This window comes from Reyranella sp., assembly GCF_036558665.1.
In the GTDB taxonomy this organism is placed as follows: Bacteria; Pseudomonadota; Alphaproteobacteria; order Reyranellales; family Reyranellaceae; genus Reyranella.
The window spans coordinates 1-20,235 of sequence record NZ_DATBFE010000121.1 but is presented as its reverse complement, the minus strand read 5'-3'; the positions used below and the strand labels follow the sequence as shown (position 1 = coordinate 20,235).

Annotated in this window: 20 protein-coding genes, 1 tRNA gene and 1 pseudogene; 11 read left to right on the top strand and 11 right to left on the bottom strand. The window is 66.1% G+C overall.

All coding sequences use genetic code 11. The features are described 5' to 3' along the window. Nucleotide 1 precedes the first annotated feature (1 nt). The 7 genes from VH499_RS17795 to rsmI form a co-directional block, all read right to left on the bottom strand. A tRNA-Arg gene (locus tag VH499_RS17795) sits at nt 2–78 on the bottom strand. Between the two features lie 63 nt (nt 79–141). Beyond that, nucleotides 142–588, bottom strand: coding sequence for an alternative ribosome rescue aminoacyl-tRNA hydrolase ArfB (gene arfB / locus VH499_RS17790; protein ID WP_332054088.1), 447 nt, complete (start codon nt 586–588; stop codon nt 142–144). Then, entirely contained in the window at nt 585–1,142 is a 558-nt protein-coding gene (locus tag VH499_RS17785) for an ankyrin repeat domain-containing protein (protein WP_332054087.1), read from the bottom strand. The genes arfB and VH499_RS17785 overlap by 4 nt, the downstream gene beginning before the upstream one ends. Then, nucleotides 1,139–2,101: a glutathione synthase gene (gene gshB, locus VH499_RS17780; RefSeq protein ID WP_332054086.1), complete on the bottom strand. Its 963-nt coding sequence runs from the start codon at nt 2,099–2,101 to the stop codon at nt 1,139–1,141. The genes VH499_RS17785 and gshB overlap by 4 nt, the downstream gene beginning before the upstream one ends. 23 nt (nt 2,102–2,124) lie before the next feature. Beyond that, nucleotides 2,125–2,970 carry a transglutaminase-like domain-containing protein gene (locus VH499_RS17775; RefSeq protein ID WP_332054085.1) on the bottom strand — a complete coding sequence of 282 codons (846 nt, stop codon included), beginning with the start codon at nt 2,968–2,970 and terminating at the stop codon, nt 2,125–2,127. Nucleotides 2,971–2,973: 3 nt separating this feature from the next. Next, on the bottom strand, nt 2,974–3,339 hold the full coding sequence (locus tag VH499_RS17770) for a YraN family protein (protein WP_332054084.1): 366 nt from the start codon (nt 3,337–3,339) through the stop codon (nt 2,974–2,976). Then, the gene (gene rsmI, locus VH499_RS17765) at nt 3,336–4,154 is read right to left on the bottom strand and encodes a 16S rRNA (cytidine(1402)-2'-O)-methyltransferase (RefSeq protein WP_332054083.1); all 819 of its coding nucleotides are present in this window, start codon (nt 4,152–4,154) and stop codon (nt 3,336–3,338) included. Before rsmI ends, VH499_RS17770 begins: the two co-directional genes overlap by 4 nt. Before the next feature lie 107 nt (nt 4,155–4,261). Between rsmI and VH499_RS17760 the strand changes: the two genes are divergently transcribed. From VH499_RS17760 to VH499_RS17725, 8 genes are all read left to right on the top strand, one after another. Next, complete coding sequence (locus VH499_RS17760) at nt 4,262–5,428, top strand: penicillin-binding protein activator (protein WP_332054082.1); 1,167 nt, start codon at nt 4,262–4,264, stop codon at nt 5,426–5,428. Between the two features lie 10 nt (nt 5,429–5,438). Further along, nucleotides 5,439–6,161, top strand: a complete 723-nt coding sequence (locus VH499_RS17755) for an HAD family hydrolase (protein ID WP_332054081.1) — start codon at nt 5,439–5,441, stop codon at nt 6,159–6,161. Nucleotides 6,162–6,309: 148 nt separating this feature from the next. Further along, nucleotides 6,310–7,896, top strand: coding sequence for an ABC transporter substrate-binding protein (locus VH499_RS17750; protein WP_332054080.1), 1,587 nt, complete (start codon nt 6,310–6,312; stop codon nt 7,894–7,896). A 41-nt stretch (nt 7,897–7,937) separates the two neighbouring features. Further along, nucleotides 7,938–8,858 (top strand): ABC transporter permease, encoded by a 921-nt coding sequence (locus VH499_RS17745; RefSeq protein ID WP_332054079.1) that lies wholly within the window; start codon nt 7,938–7,940, stop codon nt 8,856–8,858. A gap of 5 nt (nt 8,859–8,863) precedes the next feature. Continuing rightward, nucleotides 8,864–9,760 (top strand): ABC transporter permease, encoded by an 897-nt coding sequence (locus VH499_RS17740; RefSeq protein WP_332054078.1) that lies wholly within the window; start codon nt 8,864–8,866, stop codon nt 9,758–9,760. 2 nt (nt 9,761–9,762) lie between these two features. Continuing rightward, nucleotides 9,763–10,776 (top strand): ABC transporter ATP-binding protein, encoded by a 1,014-nt coding sequence (locus tag VH499_RS17735; protein ID WP_332054077.1) that lies wholly within the window; start codon nt 9,763–9,765, stop codon nt 10,774–10,776. Further along, complete coding sequence (locus tag VH499_RS17730; RefSeq protein WP_332054076.1) at nt 10,776–11,771, top strand: dipeptide ABC transporter ATP-binding protein; 996 nt, start codon at nt 10,776–10,778, stop codon at nt 11,769–11,771. Before VH499_RS17735 ends, VH499_RS17730 begins: the two co-directional genes overlap by 1 nt. An 11-nt stretch (nt 11,772–11,782) precedes the next feature. After that, nucleotides 11,783–13,333 carry an ABC transporter substrate-binding protein gene (locus VH499_RS17725; RefSeq protein ID WP_332054075.1) on the top strand — a complete coding sequence of 517 codons (1,551 nt, stop codon included), beginning with the start codon at nt 11,783–11,785 and terminating at the stop codon, nt 13,331–13,333. A 19-nt stretch (nt 13,334–13,352) separates the two neighbouring features. On the opposite strand, the gene VH499_RS17720 is transcribed toward VH499_RS17725, so the two are convergent. The 3 genes from VH499_RS17720 to VH499_RS17710 form a co-directional block, all read right to left on the bottom strand. After that, complete coding sequence (locus VH499_RS17720) at nt 13,353–14,939, bottom strand: ABC transporter substrate-binding protein (RefSeq protein ID WP_332054074.1); 1,587 nt, start codon at nt 14,937–14,939, stop codon at nt 13,353–13,355. 105 nt (nt 14,940–15,044) lie between these two features. Beyond that, nucleotides 15,045–15,419, bottom strand: coding sequence for a (2Fe-2S) ferredoxin domain-containing protein (locus VH499_RS17715; RefSeq protein WP_332054073.1), 375 nt, complete (start codon nt 15,417–15,419; stop codon nt 15,045–15,047). A gap of 7 nt (nt 15,420–15,426) precedes the next feature. After that, nucleotides 15,427–15,684, bottom strand: a complete 258-nt coding sequence (locus tag VH499_RS17710) for a DUF6489 family protein (protein ID WP_332054072.1) — start codon at nt 15,682–15,684, stop codon at nt 15,427–15,429. Between the two features lie 78 nt (nt 15,685–15,762). On the opposite strand from VH499_RS17710, the gene VH499_RS17705 reads away from it, so the two are divergent. The 3 genes from VH499_RS17705 (at nt 15,763) to VH499_RS17695 (ending at nt 19,756) form a co-directional block, all read left to right on the top strand. Continuing rightward, nucleotides 15,763–16,860 (top strand): diaminopropionate ammonia-lyase, encoded by a 1,098-nt coding sequence (locus tag VH499_RS17705; RefSeq protein ID WP_332054071.1) that lies wholly within the window; start codon nt 15,763–15,765, stop codon nt 16,858–16,860. Beyond that, nucleotides 16,857–18,896, top strand: coding sequence for a thioredoxin domain-containing protein (locus VH499_RS17700; protein ID WP_332054070.1), 2,040 nt, complete (start codon nt 16,857–16,859; stop codon nt 18,894–18,896). The genes VH499_RS17705 and VH499_RS17700 overlap by 4 nt, the downstream gene beginning before the upstream one ends. A 116-nt stretch (nt 18,897–19,012) precedes the next feature. Further along, nucleotides 19,013–19,756 carry a creatininase family protein gene (locus tag VH499_RS17695; protein ID WP_332054069.1) on the top strand — a complete coding sequence of 248 codons (744 nt, stop codon included), beginning with the start codon at nt 19,013–19,015 and terminating at the stop codon, nt 19,754–19,756. Between the two features lie 2 nt (nt 19,757–19,758). Here the strand turns inward: VH499_RS17695 and VH499_RS17690 are convergent. Continuing rightward, nucleotides 19,759–20,235: pseudogene (locus VH499_RS17690) on the bottom strand (hypothetical protein); the annotation flags it as partial.

Sequence of the window (20,235 nt, the reverse complement as noted above, 5' to 3'; positions counted from 1 at the left end):
ATGGCGTGCCCGAGAGGACTCGAACCTCCGACCCGCAGTTTAGGAAACTGCTGCTCTATCCGGCTGAGCTACGGGCACGTGCGGCGACTTCTAGCCCATTGCCGTCGACTTTCCTAGAAGGCGCGCCTGCGGCCCGCAGCTTCAGGAAGGTTCGGGCCGGCTTCGGCGCAGCGACTTGAGCGCACCGTGCCGCTTCTTTTCGTCGAGGCGGCGCACCCTGCTCGCCTTGGTCGGCCTGGTCGGCTTGCGCGGCACGGGCGGCTGCGCCGCGGCCCGGACCAGCGCGATCAGGCGGTCGAGCGCCTCCTCTCGGTTGCGCTTCTGGCTGCGCTCGCTCTGGGCGGTGAGCACGAGCACGCCTTCGCGCGTCAGCCGGCTTCCTGCCAGGCGTTCCAGCCGACGCCGCACGTCGCCGGGCAGCGACGGCGAGTGGCGCACGTCGAAGCGAAGCTGCACCGCCGTCGCGCTCTTGTTGACGTGCTGGCCACCCGGGCCGGCGGCACGCACGAAGCTCTCCTCGATCTCACCGGGATCGAGCCACAGCGCGCCATTGATCCGAATCGGCGCCGCCTTGGCGGCAGACGTCATTCGTGGCCGCCCGCCTTGCGCAGCATCGCCTCGATGGCGCCGCGGTTGCCTTGGCGGGCGTAACCGAGCGCCGTGCGGCCGGTGAAGTCGGCCAGGTTCGGATTGGCCTTGCTGTCGAGCAGCAGTCGGCAGCTTTCCAACGACCCGGCGCGCGCCGCGGCCATCAGGGCCGTCAATCCCTGACGGGTCTGTGCATTGGGCCTGGCGTGGCGCCCGAGCAGGAGACCGACGATATCGTCGTCGCCATGCTCGGCGGCACGAATCAATGGCGTGTATCCGTCGCGGTCGGTGACGTCGACCGCGGCTCCGCCCTTGAGCAGCGCGTCGACGATGTCGCGCTGTCCGGCGTCTGTCGCGACCATCAGCAGCGTCCGGCCCGACGAATCGATCTGGTTGGGACTCTCGCCCTTCAGCAAGGCCCGGCGAACCTTGTCGCTATCGCCCTCGCGCACCGCCTTGACGATGGGTTTTTCCATCATCGACTCGAAGCTCTGCGCCATCGCCGGCCCCGCCATGGCCGGCAGGCCCAGCGCGAGAAACGCTCGCCGGATCATGACTTGCTGCCGCGCGTTGCCTGATAACGCACCTCGATGCGGTCCCAGATCTCGGCCTCCAGCGAGACGCCGTCGAAGCGGTTGATCTGCTGCAGGCCGGTCGGCGAGGTAACGTTGATCTCGGTCAGGTAGTCGCCGATCACGTCGATGCCGACGAAGATCAGGCCGAGCCGGGTGAGTTCGGGGCCGATCGTCTCGCAGATCTCCTTGTCGCGCCGGGTGAGCTCCGCCTTCACCGCCTTGCCGCCGACATGCATGTTCGAGCGCGCCTCGCCCTCGGCCGGCACGCGGTTGACGACGCCCGCCGCCCTGCCGTCGATCAGGATGATGCGCTTGTCGCCTTGCCGCACCTCGGGAACGTAGCGTTGTGCGATCACCGGCTCGCGGCTGCGCTGGGAGAACATCTCGAGAAGGGAGACGAAATTTTCGTCGTCCGGCTTGAGGCGGAATACGCCCGCACCGCCGGCACCGAACAGCGGCTTCAGGATGATGTCCTTGTGCTCGTCGCGAAATTCGCGCAGCGCTCGCGCGTCGGCGGTGATGAGGGTAGGCGGCATCACATTGTCGAAATGGGTGACGAACAACTTCTCCGGCGCGTTACGCACGCTCGCTGGATCGTTCACGACGAGCGTTCCGGGATGGATGTGTTCGAGCAGATGCGTGGTCGTGATGTACGACATGTCGAACGGCGGGTCCTGGCGCAGCAGCACCACATCGAACGTGGAAAGGTCGCGCATCTCGGGCGCGCCCAGCGTGAAGTGGTTGCCCTTCTCGCGCCTGAGACGCATCGGCTGGACGCGCGCCAGCACCCTGCGATCGCGAAAGACGAGCTCGGGCGGCGTATAGTGCCAGACCTCATAGCCGCGCCGTTCGGCCTCGAGCCCCAGCACGAAGGTCGAATCGCCGTCGATGTCGATGGTCGACACGTGGTCCATCTGGATGGCGACGGTGAGCTTCATCGGGGCCTCATCTTGCGAGGCAGTCAGTTAAGCCCGCGGCGCAATTCCTGCAACAGTTCCGAGGCGCGGCGACGGAGCGCCGGATCGGCCTGCCCGCCCTCGATGGCGAGAAAGCGCCCGAAGGCCGCGATCGCGGCGCCGCGCTTGTCCAGCCGGGCATTGATCTCGCCCGATTCAAACAGCAGTTCCGGCCGGTCGGGCGCGATCGCTAGCATGCGGTCGAGCGAACGGGCGGCCCCCGACCAGTCCTCCTGCCTCGCGAGTCTCAGGCGAACGTTGTTCTCGAGCCGCAACAGCACATCGCGATCGGCTACTGCATCGAAATGGCCGAGCTGCAATTCCGCTTCCGGTCCCAGAAGCTGGCGCAACAGGGTGCGCAGCTCGCCGGCATCGCGCACGGCGCCGCCATGAAACGGATCGACTACGTAGCGCGGCCCATCGATCGTCACCCGGATCAGGAAATGTGCGGGAAAGGCCAGGCCCTCCGATTCCCAGCCCTGGGCGCGCGCGACGTGCAGATAGAGGATGGACAGCGCCACCGGCAGCCCCTTGCGCCGCTCGATCACGCACGCGAGGTCGGCATTCCGCAGATCGTCATAGGTCTCGCTGTCGCCGCGATAGCCGTAGGAATTGGCGATCACCTCGGCGAGGCGTTCCGGCACGGCGCCGCGACGGCGCGCGAGATCGGCGACATCCGCCGCCATCGCCGCCACATGCTGGCGAAAGGGCGCAAGGTCGATCGGCTGATCGCGGTGCAGGGCGCCGAGCTCGAACGCCGCCTCCAGGAGTTCGAGCCGCGACCCATCGTTTGCACACATCGCGCGCAACCGGCCGAGATCCTGCCGGCGGTCGCGCCCGTCAGCCACCATCCCTCACTCCGGCGCCCGCCATACATCGGGCAGATGACGCGGCCACAAACCCACCACCAGCACCGCGTCGAAGCGCAGTGAATGCGCGGCATATTGCGGGTAACGGGCCACGAACAGGTTGGCGGCACGGGCGACACGGCCGAACTGGTTGGCACGGAGCGCAAAGGTCGCGGTCTCGAGCTCCGGGCGCGCCTTGACCTCGACGAAGGCCAGCACGTCGCCGCGGCGGGCGACGATGTCGATTTCGCCGAGCCGGGTCTTGTAGCGCCGCGCGAGGATCGAATAGCCGGCCAGCCGCAGCCGCCACACGGCGCGCCATTCGGCGGCATGGCCAAGTCGATAAGCCTTTTGACGCGCCTCGGTGGTCATGACGCCCCTTCACGCTTGAGCGCGAGGGCCCGAGCATAGACCTCGCGGCGCTTGAGGCCAAACCTTGCCGCGACCTCGGCTGCGGCATCCTTGAGCGAGGCGCCGCCCATCGCGTGCCGCAGCTCCTGGTCCAGCGTCTCGTCCGACAGTGCGGCGGCTTCGCCAGGCGGTCCGATGACGATCGCGATTTCGCCTTTGACCTCGGTCTCGCGCGCATAGTGGGCCGCCAGCTCGCGAAGCGGTGCCCGACGCACCTCCTCGAAAAGCTTGGTGAGCTCGCGCGCCACGGCGGCGGGCCGATCGGCCAGCAATTCCGCCAGATCGGCCAGCGAGGCAGCGAGGCGGTGCGGCGCCTCGAAAAAGACCAGCGTCGCCGGAATGGAAGCAGCCTCGGCGATCGTCCGGCGCCGCTCGGTGGCTTTGGCCGGCAGGAAGCCGCCGAAGTAGAAGCGATCGGTCGGCAGTCCCGAAAGCGCGAGCGCCATGGGCACGGCCGAAGGCCCCGGCGCGGCCGTTACCAAATGGCCCCCCGCCAGGGCTTCGCGCACCAGACGGTAGCCGGGATCGGAGACCAGCGGCATGCCCGCGTCGGAGACGAGCGCGACCCGCTTGCCTTCGCCGAGTGCGCGCAGGATCCGCGGCTCCGCCGCGCGCTGCGTCGCATCGCTGTAGGCGACGGTCGGAGCGGATACGCCGTGATGGCGCGCGAGCTTGGCGAAGACCCGCGTATCTTCGCAGGCGATCAGATCGGCGGATTGCAGGACGTCGAGCGCGCGCAGCGTGATATCGCGCATGTTTCCGATCGGCGTGGCCACGATATGAAGTCCGGGCGCGAGCGACGGTTTACGCGAGGCTCTGCCATCGCTAGCTTGTGACGGTTCGTTTCCTTTCATCTCTGTTTGTCCGCAGGAGTCTCGCGCCGATGCGTTCGTCCCTTGTTGCGCTCGCCACTGCTGCCCTCCTGCTGGCTGCATGCGCCGAACCGTCCCACACTAGCACGGCGCCGCCACCCAAGCCCGCCGGACCGCAAGCCGGCTCGCCGACGACGCCGTCGGGCAAGACCCGCATCGCCCTCCTGCTCCCACTGTCGGGCCGCGCCGCCACGATCGGCCGATCCATGCAGCAGGCTGCGGAAATGTCGCTGTTCGATTCGGGCGGCCGCGAACTGGCCCTGGCGGCGTACGACAGTGGCGCCACTCCCGACACCGCGGTCGATGCCTACAACCGGGCACGCGTCGACGGATGCGCCCTCGTGCTGGGACCGCTGTTCGGTTCGTCGGCCAGCGCGCTCGCGCCGTTGGTGAAGCAGGGCGGCGCCAATGTCATCGCTTTCTCCAATGACGAGAAGGCAGCCCAGCCGGGCGTATGGATCATGGGAATCGCGGCGCCGCCGCAGGTCCGGCGCGTCGTCGATTATGCGATCTCTCAGGGCATCAGACGCTTCGCCGTGTTTGCGCCACGCACCGCCTACGGCGACCAGATGTCGAGCACGCTGCAGGACGAGGCGGCCGCGCGCGGAGCAACCGTCGTCGGCGTCGAACAGTTCGACCCGCGCAGTCTCGATCTCACGGGCGCCGCCAAGCGGCTGGCGACGGATATCGCCGGAGACGGCAAGGTCGCCATCCTGATGCCGGTTGCGCCGCCGCAGCTCTCCTCGGCCCTGGCGTCGCTCAGCGCCGCCGAAATCGACACCAGCAAGGTCCAGCTCATCGGCACGGGTGTGTGGGATGCCCCGGGCATCGGCTCGGACAGCGCGTTGCGCGGTGCCTGGTATGCCGCGCCCGATCCGGCACGGCGCGCCGACTTCGAGCGGCGGTATCTCGCCATCTATGGCCGTCCGCCGGAGCGCCTGGCGACGCTCGCTTACGATGCGGTCGCGCTCGCGGCCCAGCTCGCACGCGGAAGGTCTGGCGGCAGCTTTTCTGCCGACGCCATCACCAACCCCAATGGCTGGACGGGCGTCGACGGGCCGATTCGCTTCTTGCCGGACGGACGCTCGCAGCGCGCGCTGGCGGTGATCGAGATCCAGGGCGACCGCAGCGTGGTGGTCAGCCCTGCGCCCAGCGCGTTCGGCCAGGCGATGAGATAGCCTGAACGACATGCCGGTCCTGCCGCGCGCCATCCTGTTCGATCTCGACGACACTCTGATCCGGGCCTACGCACAACCGGAACAAGCGTGGACGCGACTGCTGCACATCTTCTCGGCCCATCTCGACGTTCATGATGCTGGCGCCATCGAGCGCGTGCGGGTCGCGATCATGAACGAGGCGCGCGCCTTCTGGTCGGAGGCGACGATAGCGGCCAGATGGCGGCTCGACATTCCGGGAGCCCGCCGGCTGTCGGTGCGCCGCGGCTTGGCGCGCCTCGGCCGGCCCGACGACGAGTTGGCGGACCGTATTGCCGACGCCTTCACGGAGATGCGTCGCCAGGAATACCGGCTCTATCCCGACGCCCATGCGACGATCGATGCGCTGCGTGCCGCGGGCGTGAAGCTTGCGTTGGTGACCAACGGCGCGGGGGCCACCCAGCGCGACAAGATCGAGCGCTTCGAGCTCGGCCATCGCTTCGACCACATCCAGATCGAGGGCGAATTCGGCCAAGGCAAGCCCGAGCCCGCCGTCTATCGCCATGCCCTCGAGAGCCTCGGGGTGGCCGCCGGCGACGCCTGGATGGTCGGCGACAACTACGAGTGGGAAGTGGTGGCGCCGCAAAGGCTGGGCCTTTGCGGCATCTGGTATGATCCCTTCGACGCCGGCATCCCGGGCCACGCCACCGCCAGACCCGCGCGCGTCATCAAGCGACTGGCCGAACTCGTCGAATAGCCGCCGCCATCGCCTGCCCAAGGACCGGCCGTTGCCGCAGAGGCACTTGCCGGCGTGGCCTACCGCCGATGAGCGCGCGACAATCATCGCCGGTTGATCTACAGTGGCCTCAAGCCCGGCCACAACGGGCGCCTGCAGGGAGGCGGAAATGAGTTCAGGTCTCAAAGGCCGCGAACCGTATCCGGCTGGCGGCACTTCCGCGATTCGCCGTCGCGATCTTCTGGTCGCGGCGGGTGTCGGCTTGACGACTGTCGGGCTCCGTCCGGCGGTGGCGGCTTCGCCCGACCAGTTGACCTGGGGAGTCCATGTCTCGCTGGCCCCGACCTGGTTCGAGCCGGCCGAAGCGTCCGGCATCATCACACCGTTCATGGTGCTCTACGCACTGCACGACGCCATGGTCAAGCCGATGCCCGATACGGCACTCGCGCCGAGCCTTGCGGAGTCGGTCAATGCTTCGGAGGACGGCCGCACCTACGAATTCGTAGTGCGCGAGGGCGCGCGCTTCCACAACGGCGATCCGGTGACGTCGGCAGACGTCAAGTTCTCGTTCGAACGCTATCGCGGCATTGCCAACGCCTTGCTGAAGGCGCGGGTGGCCGCAGTCGATACCCCCGATGCCCGCCGTGTGCGCTTCCAGCTGAAGGAGGCCTGGCCGGACTTCCTCACATTCTACGCCACGGCGACCGGGTCGGGCTGGGTCGTGCCCAAGGCCTACCTCGAGAAGGTGGGCGACGACGGCTTCAAGAAGGCACCGGTCGGCGCCGGCCCCTACAAGTTCGTTTCCTTCACTCCGGGGGTCGAGCTGGTCCTTGAGGCCTTCGACGGTTACTGGCGCAAGAAGCCGGCCGTCAAACGTCTCGTCTTCAAGGTCATCCCGGACGAAGGCACGCGCCTTGCCGCGCTCAAGCTTGGCGAGATCGACATCGCCTATTCGGTGCGCGGCGAGCTTGCCGAGCAATTGCGCAAGACGCCGGGCCTTGCCCTGAAACCGGCTGTCGTGCAGGCACCGTTCTGCCTCTATTTCCCCGACCAGTGGGATGAGAAGTCGCCCTGGCACGACGCGCGCGTGCGCAAGGCCGCGAGCCTTGCCATCGACCGCAAGGGGACCAACGAAGCCCTGACCCTCGGCCATTCGGAGATCACCGGAAACTCGATCGTGCCAAGGGGATACGACTTCTACTGGCAGCCGCCTTCGCCGGAATACGATCCGGACAAGGCCAAGCGGCTCCTCGCGGAAGCGGGCTTCCCGCGGGGCTTCGACGCCGGCTTCTACTTCTGCGACTCCTCGTACGCCAACGTCGGCGAGAGCGTGGTCGACAATCTGCTCGGCGTCGGGATCCGCAGCAAGCTGCGCCCGATCGAGCGCGCCGCCTTCATCAAGGAATTCGGCGAGAAGAAGTACAAGAACATCATCCAGGCCGGCCCCGGCGCCTTTGGCAATGCCGCGACCCGCATCGAGGCTCATCTGGTCAAGGGCGGGGTGTTCTCCTACGGCAGCTACCCGGATATCGACACGCTCTACCAGCAGCAGGCCGGTGAGATGGATCGCGCGCGGCGCGAGGCCCTTCTCTTCAGGATCCAGGAGCTGATGGTCGAGCGGACCATCTACGCGCCGATCTGGCAGCTCGCCTTCCTCAACGGTATCGGCTCGCGCGTCGGAGAAGCCGGGTTTGGTCGCATTCCGCTGTTTCCGTACACGTCGCCCTACGAGGACATCACGCTGAAAGGCACGTAACGCCGCGGTACCGCGCCGCTCACCACCACTTCGAGGACGTCATGGCACGATTCATCTCGCGAAGAGTTGCCTACTGCCTCCTGTCGCTGTTCCTGCTGTCGCTGACGATCTTCCTCTTCGTCCGGGTGACGGGTGATCCGGCGGCCCTGCTGGTCGAGCCGGGCGCGAGCGCCGCCGACATAGCGGCGATTCACCACCGGTTCGGTCTCGACCGTCCGCTCTGGGTGCAATACGGCCTGTTCATGTGGAGTCTGGCGCACGGCGACCTTGGCCAGTCCTTCTACTACCAGACCCCGGTTCTCGACCTTTATCTGTCGCGCCTGCCGAACTCGCTGGTACTGGCATCGGCGGCGATGGTGTTCTCGCTGCTGATCGGCATCCCGAGCGGCATCCTCGCCGCAGTGCGGGTCGGCCGCTTCTGGGACAGCGCCGGCAAGGTGTTCGCGTTGCTCGGCCTGTCGCTGCCCTCCTTCTGGGTCGGCCTGGTATTGATCCTCCTCTTCTCGGTCTACCTGCGCTGGCTGCCATCATCCGGCGCCGGAACACCGCTCCACCTGATCATGCCGGCCTTCGCGCTGGGCTGGTATTTCGCCGCCGCGCACATGCGGCTGACCCGCTCGTCGATGCTCGAGGTCCTGGGCTCCGAGTACATCAAGCTTGCCCGGCTGAAGGGCCTGCCCGAATCGCTGGTGATCGCCAAGCACGCGTTCAAGAACGCACTGATCCCGGTGATCACGCTCGCCGGCATCAATCTCGTCATCATGGTGAACGTGGCGGTGGTGGTAGAGACCGTCTTCGCCTGGCCGGGAATCGGCCGTCTCCTCTATGAGGGCATCACCTTCCGCGACTTCCCGGTGGTCCAGGGCGTCGTGCTGCTGGCCGGCGCGATGATCGTGATCGTCAATCTGGCCATCGACATTCTCTACGCGGTCATCGATCCGCGCATCCGACTGGAAAGGTAGCTCCGATGAGTGCACCCGCCGACGTCGTCACCCTGCCTTCGCCGCCGCGCGTGACGCGCCGCTGGTCGGTCCGCCTTGCCGACGTTCCAGTCGTCCCGGCCACGATCCTCCTCATCATCGCCCTTGTTGCGATCTTCGCCAACCAGCTCGCCCCGCACGACCCGGAGGTCGGCAGCCTGACGGCGCGCTTCAAGCCGCCGTTCTGGCAGAGCGGCGGCAGCGCGAAGTATCTGCTGGGCACCGATCAGCTCGGCCGGGACGTACTGTCGCGCCTGATCTTCGGCGCCCGGGTATCGATGGTGGTGGGAATCATGGCGGTAATCGTCGCCGGCGTGGTCGGCACTGCGCTGGGCATCCTCTCCGGCTATCTCCGCGGCTGGGTCGACCAGGTCATCATGCGCATCACCGACACCTGGCTGGCTTTGCCGGCGCTGACCTTCGCGATCTTCCTCGCCGCGATTGTCGGCCCCAGTATGTGGAACATCGTCATCATTCTCGGCATCACCTACTGGACCCGCTATGCCCGCGTCATCCGCGGCGAGGTGCTGTCGTTGCGGGAACGCGAATTCGTGCACCTGGCGATCGTTGCCGGCTGCTCGAAATGGTCGATCATGGCGCGTCACATCCTGCCCAACGTCATCAACTCGGCGATCGTCCTCGGAAGCCTGATGCTCGGCGTCGTGATCATCACCGAGGCGACATTGTCGTTCCTCGGCGTCGGCGTCCCGCCACCCCAGCCTGCCTGGGGCCTGATGCTGTCGGACGGCAAGCAGGGGCTGATGGTCGGCTACTGGTGGCTCACGGTGTTCCCGGGGTGCTGCATCATGCTGATGGTGCTGTCGGCCAACCTTCTGGGGGATTGGCTGCGCGTCAAACTCGACCCGCAGCTTCGGCAGCTCTGACCATGGCCCGCGAACCGCTCCTGCGCCTGGAGAACCTGTCGACGCACTACGTCTCGGCGCAGGGCGCCAGGGTGGTGCGGGCCGTGGACGAAGTATCGCTGTCTCTCGATGCAGGGGAAACGCTGGGTATTGTCGGCGAAAGCGGGTCGGGAAAGAGTACGCTGGCGCTGACGATGCTGCGGGTGTTGCCGCCGGCGGCGCGCATCGTCGGCGGACGAATGCTGTTCGAAGGCGAGGACCTCGTCCAGAAGTCCGATGCCGAGATGCGCGACATCCGCGGCAAGCGCATGGCCATGATCCTGCAGGATCCGATGGCCTCGCTGAATCCGCTGTTCACGATCGGCAACCAGGTCGCCGAACCGATCCAGATCCATGAGAAGACACCGCACTCGGCGGCCTGGATGCGGGCGCGCGAGCTGTTGAAGGCAGTGCGCATTCCCTCGCCCGAGACGCGGGTCCGGCAATATCCTCACGAGATGTCGGGGGGCATGCGGCAGCGCATCGTCGGCGCCATCGGCATATCGTGCCAGCCGCGTCTCCTGATTGCCGACGAACCAACGACCAGCCTCGATCTCACGATCCAGGCGCAATACCTGAACCTGCTGCGTGAGCTGCAGCGTGCACACGGGCTGGCGTTGATCTTCATCACCCACAATCTCGGCATCGTCGCCAAGATGTGCGACCAGCTTGCCGTCATGTATGCCGGCCGCGTCGTCGAGTCGGGATCGGTCTCGCGCATCTTCAATGCACCGGCGCATCCCTATACCAGGGCGCTGCTGGGCTCGATCCCGCACATGGGCGACCCGCAGCATCGGCTGACCGCGATCGCCGGCCAGCCTCCCGATCTGGCCGCTTTGCCGCAAGGCTGCTCCTTTGCGCCGCGCTGCCCGCAGGCTGTCGATCGCTGTCGCCTCGAGGCGCCTCCCGCTTTCAGTATTGGCGAGGGTCGAATGGCCCGCTGCTGGCTGACGCGGGAAGCGAATACCGGTCGCGCCGTGTTGGCGGGGGCGGTCTGATGCCAATCATCGAAGCCGAAGGGCTCATCAAGCTTTTCCAGGCCAAGCGCGGATTGCTGGCCGCGGATCATGGCGTGGTGCGGGCTGTGGACGGAATCTCGTTCGCGATCGATGCTGGCCGTACGCTCGGGGTCGTGGGCGAGTCCGGTTGCGGCAAGACGACGACGGCGAAACTGGTACTGGGGCTCGAAGAGCCGACCGGCGGACAGATGCGGTTCGAAGGCCGCGATCTGCGCACGCTCGATGCGCCGGGCCAACGGGCCTACCGCAAGTCCGTCCAGGCGGTGTTTCAGGATCCCTACGCCTCCCTCAATCCGCGCATGCGCATCGGGCAGATCGTCGGTGAGCCGTTGGTCACCAATGGTACGCGGGACGCTGGCGAGGTCAGAAAGCAGGTTCTGCGTCTGCTCGATCTTGTCGGCCTTCCGGAACGCGCAGCCGACCTGTTCCCGCACGAATTCTCCGGTGGGCAGCGTCAGCGCATCGCGATCGCGCGAGCGCTGGTGCTATCGCCCAAGCTGGTCGTGCTCGACGAACCGGTCTCGGCGCTTGACGTATCGATCCGGGCCCAGATCCTCAATCTGCTGCGCGACCTGCAACAGCAGCTCGGGCTCTCCTACCTGTTCATCGCCCACGATCTCGCCGCGGTGGCGCATATGAGTCATACGATCGTGGTGATGTATCTGGGCAAGATCGTCGAGAGTGGCGACGCACGTTCGCTTGCGACGAATCCGAAACATCCCTACACGCGGGCGCTTTTTTCGGCGGCCCTGCCGAGCCATCCCGACGAGCGGCGCGACGAGATCATCCTGCCCGGCGAGGTGCCGAGTCCATTGAGGCCACCGGCGGGCTGCCGCTTCCATCCGCGCTGCCAGCAGGCGATGGCACATTGCGGCAAGGACGAGCCGCTGCTGAGAAGGGCGCATGAGCGCCTTGTCGCCTGTCATCTTTACACCGGCGCGACCTCGGGCGCGGAGGCGGCGCACCAGGCATAGAGGGAGCACGCATGACGCTCTTCGGCCGACGGCACATGGCACTGTTCATCGCACTGCTGCTCGCAGCACCCGCGTGCGGCATCGCGACGGCGCTTGCCGGACAGCCGGAGCCGAAGGGCAAGGCGATCATGGCGTGGCACGTGACGATCTCGCCGAGCTGGTTCGACCCCTCGACCGCACCGCCGCAGATCACACCGTTCGGCATGCTCTACGCCATCCATGACGCGCTCGTGCGGCCGTATCCGGGGCAGAAGATGGGCCCAAGCCTCGCCGAGAAATGGGAGGAGAGCGAAGACGGCAAGACCTACACCTTCACGCTGCGCCAAGGCCTGACGTTCCACAACGGCGATCCGCTGACCGCGGAGGACGTCAAGTTCAGCTTCGACCGGTACAAGGGCGCGGGCGCATCGATCCTGCATGATCATGTCGAAGCGGTCGAGATCGTCGATCCGCGGCTGGTGCGTTTCCACCTCAAGGAAGCCTGGCCCGACTTCATGACGTTTCTCGGCACCACCGCCACCGCCGCCGGCATTGTTGTGCCGAAGCGTTACATCGAGCAGGTGGGCGACGACGGTTTCAAGAAGCATCCCGTAGGCGCTGGTCCCTACAAATTCGTCAGCACCACACCGGGCATCGAGGTCGTCCTCGAGGCCAATCCCGGCTACTGGCGGCGCGTGCCGAGCGTCAAGACGCTGGTGATGCGCAGCGTTCCCGAGGCGACGACACGGGCGCTGATGGTGAAAACCGGCGAGGCCGATATAGGCTATGTGCTCGACGGCCCCGACGCGCAGTCCCTGAAGGATGTGCCGGGTGTCCAGATCGTCGCGAGCAAGCACGCCTCGATCTTCTGGATCGAGTTTGCCAAACAGTGGGACGCGAAATCGCCATGGCACGACCTGCGGGTGCGGCTGGCCGTCAACCATGCGCTGGACCGCAAGGAAATCAACGAAGCGGCCTGCCTGGGCTTCTGCCCGCCGACCGGAGTGATCGTGCCGCGAGTCATGGACTTCGCGCTCCAGACGGACGCGCTCCCCTATGACTTGCCCAAGGCCAAGCAGCTCCTTGCCGAGGCCGGCTTTCCCAACGGCTTCGACGCCGGCGAGTTCGCCGCCATTCCGGGCTTCCCGACGGTCGCAGACGCCGTGGTGAACGAGCTCAATGCCGCCGGCATCCGGGTCAGGCAGCGCCAGATGGAGCGCGCCGCCTTCTATGCGAACTGGCTGGACAAGAAGCTGCCGGGCCTGCACATGGTCGCGACAGGGAATTCGGGGAACGCGGCGAGCCGGGTCGAGTCCTTCATCTATTCGAAGGGCGCCTATGCCTATGGCGGCTATCCCGACATCGACGAGCTGTTCCTCGCCCAGGCCAGGGAACGTGACGTCGCCAAGCGCGAGGCGATGCTCCACAAGATCCAGCAGCTGACGATCGACCGTGTCATGTTCGCGCCGATCATGGACCTGCGTGCCCTGATGGCAATCGGCCCTCGGGTTACCAGGCATACCATCACCGACGTATGGATGAGCCCGTTCCCCTCCTACGAGGACATGGAAATCAAGGACTAATTAACTTTTCGTCCTGGAGTCAGGTCGCCTTCAGCGTGAGATCCTCATAGGGCGCGGTGTAGGGGAAGTCGGGAATAAGGCCGAAGCCGGATTCGCCGACGCGCGGCCCGATTCCGTTGATGAACGCGAGCTGCCAGATCGGCGCGACGACCGTGCGCTCCTCGACCATCTGCTGGATCGTCGCGAGCAACTCGCTGCGCTTCTTCTGGTCAAGCTGAGCCGCCTGCTTCTCGAACAACTCATCGATGTCCGGATAACTGCCGTAGGCATAGGTGCCGCCGCCGACGATGAAGGCGGCCAACCGGGTTGCGGCGTTGCCAAACGCGCCGCTCGCTCCCTGCACGACATTCTTGTATTTCTTGTCGCCCCAGGATTTCAGGAACGCGGCCCGCTCGATCGGCCGCAGCCTGATGCGGATGCCGACCTCGGCGAAATTGTTGAGCACGGCCTCGGCGATGTTGGCATAGGAAGCATCGCAGAACAGCTCGCCGGCGTCGAACCCACGGGGATGGCCCGCCTGGGCGAGCAGTTGCTTCGCCTTGGCGGGATCGCGGGCCGGCATCGGCGGCTGCCAATACATGTCGAAGCTTGCGGGAATGATGCTGCCGGTGATCTTGGAGTATCCAAGGGTCAGCGCCTGATTGATGCCCTCGCGATCGATCGCCAGGCTGGCGGCCTTGCGCACCCGCTCATCGTGCCATGGCGACTTCTCGTCCCATTGGTCGACAAAGGAGAGCCAGAACGGTGCGGCAAGGACGACCGGCTTCAGCGTGAGCCCCGGCTTTCGCTGCAGTTCTTCCGCGAGTTCGCCGCGGATCGAATAGACGATGTCGACTTCGCCGCGGCTCAGTGCCGCCAGACGCGTCGCCTCGTCGGGAATGACCCGGAACACCAGACGCTTGACGCTCGGCGTCTTGCGCCAATAGGTCTCGTTGGCTTCAAGCACCAGTTCGACCCCGGGATTGAACGAGACGAACTTGTAGGGACCGGCGCCGATCGGAGCCTTGAGATACCCGTCGTCACCAACCTTCTCGACATATTTCTTTGGCACGATCCATCCGGCACCCGTCGCCTGGCCATAGAAGGTCAGGAAATCCGGCCACGGCTCCTTGAAGTGGAAGCGCAGGCGCTGAGGGTCGAGAACTTCGATCGATGCGACGCGGCTCGCCATCAGATCGTGCGATGCGCCGCGGTAACGCGTGAACGAGAACTTCACATCCTCGGCGGTCACCGGTTCACCGTTGTGAAAAGTCGGACCCTTGCGCAGCACGAATTCGTAGCTGAGCAAATCCTCGGATGCGGTCCACGACTCGGCAAGGCAGGGCGCGAACGACTGGCCAGGCATTGGCTTCAACATCGCGTCTTGCAGCGCATAGAGGATCATGAACGGCGTAGCCAGGCCCGACGTCTCGGCCGGGTCGAACCAGGTCGGGGCGAGCGATACGTGGATGCCCCATGTGAGCTGCCCTTGCGGCCCGGCAATGGCGCTGTCGGAGGCGCCCGCGATGGCAGCTCCGGCGGCAAGGGCCAGTGCATTGCGACGCGTAAGCAACGTGGATTCGTGGCCGGGCGACATCGTCCCGGCGCTTCCCAGGCGTGGAGTCATATCCCTGCTCCTGGGCCCCCTCTGCGTGGAGCCTCGAACCCAGTCTACGTCAAGAAAGGGCTGATGTCTTGCCGGTCGCGAGCGTGGCGGCGGCCGGAGCGCTCCCTAGCCCCTCACCCGGTCCTTCGGCAGCCGATCGGCGGTCCGCAGCATCAGCCGTTCGACGCGGCCGCCCAGCACGAGATGGGTCTGCAGGACCTCGTCGACATCTTCTTTGGTCGGAACCGAGTACCAGACGCCCTCGGGATAGACCACGACCGTCGGCCCCAGCTCGCAGCGGTCGAGGCACCCGGACGCGTTGATGCGGACCTTCTTGAGGCCGAGCTCTTTCGCCCGGCCTTTCATGTAGTCGCGCAGCTCTTCCGACCCCTTGTCCGCACAGCAGCCGCGTGGATGCCCGGCCGGCCGGCGATTGGTGCAGCAGAAGACATGGGCTTCGTAGTAGGGCTCAGGATCGGTCGGCTTCTGACGTTCGCTCATGCCGGCATCATTCCTTCTTGCCCGAGGCGATATTGGCGAGTTGCGACCAGAAAGCCTGCTGAATCTGCTGCATCTGCTCGACGCCCTGCATGGAGGCGGGCAACCACGTCTTGAAGATGGCTTCGGGATTCATGGCATTCAGGCTCGACCGCAGGCGCTCTTCGATCTCGCCCATCACGCGATCCTGCATCGGCTTGAGGTCGGGCAGGCCGAAGAAGGCACGTGCCTCTTCGGGCGTACAGGTCACTTCGACGTTCACTTTCATGACGGCACTTCCATCGATCGCTCTCCGTTCGGTTCACCTTAGGGGATATTGCGGATGGCGGCCATGCTATGACCGGGCATGATTCACGCTTGGCTTGCCCGCAATCCCCGCGCTGACCGCACCCGCGTTTACGGTCCCGCACAACGTGCCGTCGTCGACGCCGCCAACCTGCCCGATATCGGCATGCTCGGCGTTGTCGACAAGGGGCCGACCCCGCTGCTGGCGCTGCCGGCTCTCGCGGAGCGATTGGGCTTGGGCGAGGTCCGGGTCAAGGACGAAAGCCAGCGCTTCGGCTTCGGCGCCTTCAAGGCCCTGGGCGGCGTGTTCGCGATCCTCCAGTTCATGGCAAGCCACGGGGACCGCAAGCCGACGGACATCGTGTTCACCGCGGCAAGCTCGGGCAATCACGGCCGCTCCGTTGCCATGGGCGCCCAACTGGTCGGTGCGCGCTGCGTGATCCTCCTGCCCGGGTTCACCAGCGCCGAGAAGGAGGCGGCGATCCGGGCGCGCGGCGCCGAGGTGATCCGCATCGATGGCGACTATGACACCGCGATCGTCGAATGCCGGCGGCGCGCCGAGGAGAAGGGCTGGACAATCATCTCCGATACCTCATGGCCCGGCTACGAGATCGTGCCGCGCGACGTCATGCGCGGCTATACTATTCTGGCAGACGAGATCGTGCGGCAATGGCCGCAAGCGCCGACGCACGTCCTCGTCCAGGCAGGCGTAGGTGGACTTGCCGCCGCCCTGATCGGCTATATCTGGGCAGTGCTGCCGCAACGCCCGATGTTCGTGGTCGTTGAACCCAGAAGCGCCGACTGCTGGTTTCAGAGCAATGCCGCCGGCGGACCGGCGCCGGCGAGCGGCGACGCCGGGACGATGATGGGCGGGCTCGCCTGCCGCGAGATTTCGCCCATCACGTGGCCGGTGGTCGGTCTCGGAGCCGACTGGTTCATGACCATCGAGGAGGACGAAGTCATGCCGGCCCGCCGCCAGTTCGCCCGTCCGCTCGACGGCGATCCAGCGATCGCTTCGGGTCCTTCGGGTTGCGCGGGCCTGGCGGCGCTCATGCGCGTCTGTGCGAATGGGGACGCCCGCAGGGCGCTTCGGCTCGACAGGGACGCGCGTGTATTGCTGATCAACAGCGAAGGCAATCTTGGAGAAGCCGCTCCATGACCGAAGGACACAATCGGCTCGGCGCCGAGACCAGCCCCTACCTCCTGCAGCACGCGCACAATCCGGTGCATTGGTGGGCTTGGGGCGAGGAGGCCCTGGCCGAGGCCAAACGGACGAACCGGCCGATCCTGCTCTCGGTCGGCTATGCCGCCTGCCATTGGTGCCACGTCATGGCGCACGAGAGCTTCGAGTCGGCGGAAGTCGCGGCAGTGATGAACGAGCTGTTCGTCAACATCAAGGTCGATCGCGAAGAACGACCCGATGTCGACGCGATCTACATGCAGGCCCTGCATCTGCTGGGCGAGCACGGCGGCTGGCCGCTGACCATGTTCTGCACGCCGGCTGGCGAGCCGTTCTGGGGCGGGACCTATTTTCCCTATCCTGCGCGTTTCGGGCGGCCGAGCTTCGTCGATGTGCTGCAAGGCGTCGCCCAGGCGTGGCGTGAGAAGCCAGGCGATGTCGAGACCAACCGCACGGGCCTCCTGAAGGCGCTGCGGGCGGGCGCCGCCGGCAAGGCCGTGGTGCCCAAGGGTGACGGGCCCCTGGTCCCGACCGGCCTGCTCGACCAGATCGCCGCTCGTCTTGCCGACGCCTGCGATCTCGCTTGGGGTGGTTTCGGCCAGGCGCCGAAATTCCCCTCGCCCTACGTGTTCGAGAACATCTGGCGCGGTTGGCTGCGCGGCCGCACGAACGCAAAGCTCTTCGATGCCGTCACCGTCACGCTCGACAGGATGTGCCAGGGCGGCATCTACGATCATTTGGGGGGAGGCTTCGCCCGCTACGCGACGGACGCCCATTGGCTGATTCCCCATTTCGAGAAGATGCTGTACGACAACGCGCAGCTCATCGATCTCCTGACGCTGGTCTGGCAGGAGACCAGGAGCCGGCTCTATGCCGCGCGCATTGCCGAGACCTGCGACTGGGTCCTACGGGAAATGATCGCCGAGGGTGGCGGTTTCGCGGCGACCTATGACGCCGACAGCGAGGGCGTCGAGGGCAAGTTCTACGTCTGGGACGCCGCCGAGGTCGACGCCATCCTTGGTGCGCAGGATGGCGCCTTTTTCCGCAGCGTTTACGACGTGACGCCCGAAGGCAACTGGGAGCATCACAACATCCTGAATCGCAACCGGTCGCCGGCCTTACTGGACGAGGCCGAGGAGCAAAGGCTTGCCGGCTTGCGCGGCAAGCTCAAGGCGGTGCGTGACAAGCGTGTCTGGCCGGGTTGGGACGACAAGGTGCTGGCCGACTGGAACGGGCTGATGATCGCAGCGCTTGCCAATGCTGCTGCCGTGTTCCAGCGCGACGATTGGCTCGCAGCAGCGGTCCGCGCCTGGCGGTTCGTCATGGATACGATGCGCGACCGAGACGGGCGGCTGTTCCACTCGCACCGTGCCGGCAAGCGGCTGCACCGCGGCACACTCGACGACTATGCCAACATGGCGCGGGCCGGCATCGCACTCTTCGAGACCACCGGAGAGACGCACTATCTCGACGCGGTCAAGGCACTGGTCGCCGTGCTCGACAAGCACTTCGCCGACCCGCAGTCGGGGGGCTATTTCATCACCGCGGACGACGCCGCCGACCTGATCGTGCGCACCAAACACTGTCACGACAATGCGGTGCCGTCGGGCAACGGCACGCTGGTCGGGCTCTTCGCGCGACTGTGGATCCTGACCGGCGATGCCGCCTGGCACGACAAGGCAGACCGGCAGATGTCGGCCTTCGCCGGCGAGCTCGAAGGCAACTTCTTCCCGCTGATGACGCTCCTGAACGGCTACGAGACCCTGCAAAGCGCGGTCGAGATTGTGATCGTGGGCGATGCGTCTCGCGCCGAGACCGAGTCGCTGCGGCGTGCCGTCTATGCCAGGAGCCTGCCCAACAAGATCGTGCGCCGGCTCGCACCCGATGCCTCGCTGCCGCCCGGACATCCTGCCGTCGGCAAGGGCCTGGTCGGCGGAAAGCCCGCGCTCTATGTCTGCCGCAATTTCTCCTGCGAGGCACCGATCACCAAGCCCGAGGCCTTGTCGGTCACCTAGACTTGTCATCCCGGGCGAAGCGAGTGATGTTTCGCGGCCTTCGATCAAGGATTCCTCGCTTCGCCCGGGACGACACCCCTTCTCGCCGCGAAGCGACAGAAATGGCGGAGTAACCTGTGCAGCTTCAGCTCAAGACGTGGCAGTTCGTCGAGGACTATCTCAAGACCAGAACCGGCATCATCGTTCCCATCGGCTCGACCGAGCAGCACGGTCCGACCGGGTTGATCGGGACCGATGCACTCACTGCAGAGATGATCGCCCGTGGCGCCGGCGAGAAGGCAGGCGCATTGGTCGCGCCGACCATCCCGGTCGGCATGGCGCAGCATCATCTGGGGTTTGCGGGTTCGATCACGCTCAAGCCCACGACGTTGATCGCGGTAGTGCGCGATACCGTAGTCTCGCTGGCGCGGCACGGCTTCACGCGCTTCTATTTCGTCAATGGTCATGGCGGCAACGTCGCCACGGTGACCGCCGCCTTCTCCGAGATCTATGCCGAGCGCTCGATGGAGAAGTTCAGCAATCAGCCGTCGATCAAGTGCGCCTTGCGCAACTGGTGGGAGAGCAACGGCGTCAAGGGTCTCAGCCGCGAGCTCTACGGCAGCGCCGAGGGCAGCCACGCCACCCCCTCGGAAGTCGCCGTCACCTGGTACGGCTATCCGCAGACCATGCAGCAGAAGACGATGGAGCCGCGTATCGCCCCCCACGGCTCTTTTGCCGACGCCGAGGACTATCGGCGGGCTTTTCCCGATGGCCGCATCGGCTCCGATCCCAACCTTGCCACGCCCGAGCACGGCAAGCGCATCTACGAAGCCGCGGTCGAGGACGTCGCTCGCGACTATGCGGCCTGGGTGGCGCGGTAGGGCTATCGCGCCGCGCGCCTCACTCGCTCGCGGCGCAGGAGATAGAGGCCGGACGCCACGATGACCGCGATGCCCATCATGGCGAGCATGTTGGGCACGTCGCCCCAGATGACGTAGCCGATGCCGAGGGCCCAGAGCGCCGAGGCATAGCGGAACGAACCGATCACCGAGTATTCGGCGCCCGAGCGTAAAGCCAGCATCGAGAGCTGATAGCCGCTGGCGAGCAGGACCGATGCGGCGACCAGCAAGGCGAGGCCGCGGATCGGTATTGGTTGCCACCCTTCGAGAGAGGCCCAGATACAACCGGCCAATGCCACGCCGACGGCCGACCCCAGGGCCACGACCAGGGTCGGCACGGCGGCAGATACATAGCGGCTCAGGATGTCGCGCAGGGCGCCGAGAAGCGCGGCAGCCACCACTGCCCACATCCAGGCATTGATGTCGCCGGACCTCGGCTGGATCACCATCACCACGCCGAC

Coding starts and splice junctions, on each gene's coding strand:
- VH499_RS17715 (WP_332054073.1), bottom strand. CDS start 15,419: ATGAGCGAACGTCAGAAGCCGACCGATCCTGAGCCCTACTACGAAGCC.
- VH499_RS17785 (WP_332054087.1), bottom strand. CDS start 1,142: ATGATCCGGCGAGCGTTTCTCGCGCTGGGCCTGCCGGCCATGGCGGGG.
- VH499_RS17730 (WP_332054076.1), top strand. CDS start 10,776: ATGCCAATCATCGAAGCCGAAGGGCTCATCAAGCTTTTCCAGGCCAAG.
- VH499_RS17705 (WP_332054071.1), top strand. CDS start 15,763: ATGATTCACGCTTGGCTTGCCCGCAATCCCCGCGCTGACCGCACCCGC.
- VH499_RS17775 (WP_332054085.1), bottom strand. CDS start 2,970: ATGGTGGCTGACGGGCGCGACCGCCGGCAGGATCTCGGCCGGTTGCGC.
- VH499_RS17770 (WP_332054084.1), bottom strand. CDS start 3,339: ATGACCACCGAGGCGCGTCAAAAGGCTTATCGACTTGGCCATGCCGCC.
- VH499_RS17710 (WP_332054072.1), bottom strand. CDS start 15,684: ATGAAAGTGAACGTCGAAGTGACCTGTACGCCCGAAGAGGCACGTGCC.
- VH499_RS17720 (WP_332054074.1), bottom strand. CDS start 14,939: ATGACTCCACGCCTGGGAAGCGCCGGGACGATGTCGCCCGGCCACGAA.
- gshB (WP_332054086.1), bottom strand. CDS start 2,101: ATGAAGCTCACCGTCGCCATCCAGATGGACCACGTGTCGACCATCGAC.
- VH499_RS17725 (WP_332054075.1), top strand. CDS start 11,783: ATGACGCTCTTCGGCCGACGGCACATGGCACTGTTCATCGCACTGCTG.
- VH499_RS17700 (WP_332054070.1), top strand. CDS start 16,857: ATGACCGAAGGACACAATCGGCTCGGCGCCGAGACCAGCCCCTACCTC.
- VH499_RS17750 (WP_332054080.1), top strand. CDS start 6,310: ATGAGTTCAGGTCTCAAAGGCCGCGAACCGTATCCGGCTGGCGGCACT.
- VH499_RS17745 (WP_332054079.1), top strand. CDS start 7,938: ATGGCACGATTCATCTCGCGAAGAGTTGCCTACTGCCTCCTGTCGCTG.
- arfB (WP_332054088.1), bottom strand. CDS start 588: ATGACGTCTGCCGCCAAGGCGGCGCCGATTCGGATCAATGGCGCGCTG.
- VH499_RS17735 (WP_332054077.1), top strand. CDS start 9,763: ATGGCCCGCGAACCGCTCCTGCGCCTGGAGAACCTGTCGACGCACTAC.
- VH499_RS17760 (WP_332054082.1), top strand. CDS start 4,262: ATGCGTTCGTCCCTTGTTGCGCTCGCCACTGCTGCCCTCCTGCTGGCT.
- VH499_RS17755 (WP_332054081.1), top strand. CDS start 5,439: ATGCCGGTCCTGCCGCGCGCCATCCTGTTCGATCTCGACGACACTCTG.
- VH499_RS17740 (WP_332054078.1), top strand. CDS start 8,864: ATGAGTGCACCCGCCGACGTCGTCACCCTGCCTTCGCCGCCGCGCGTG.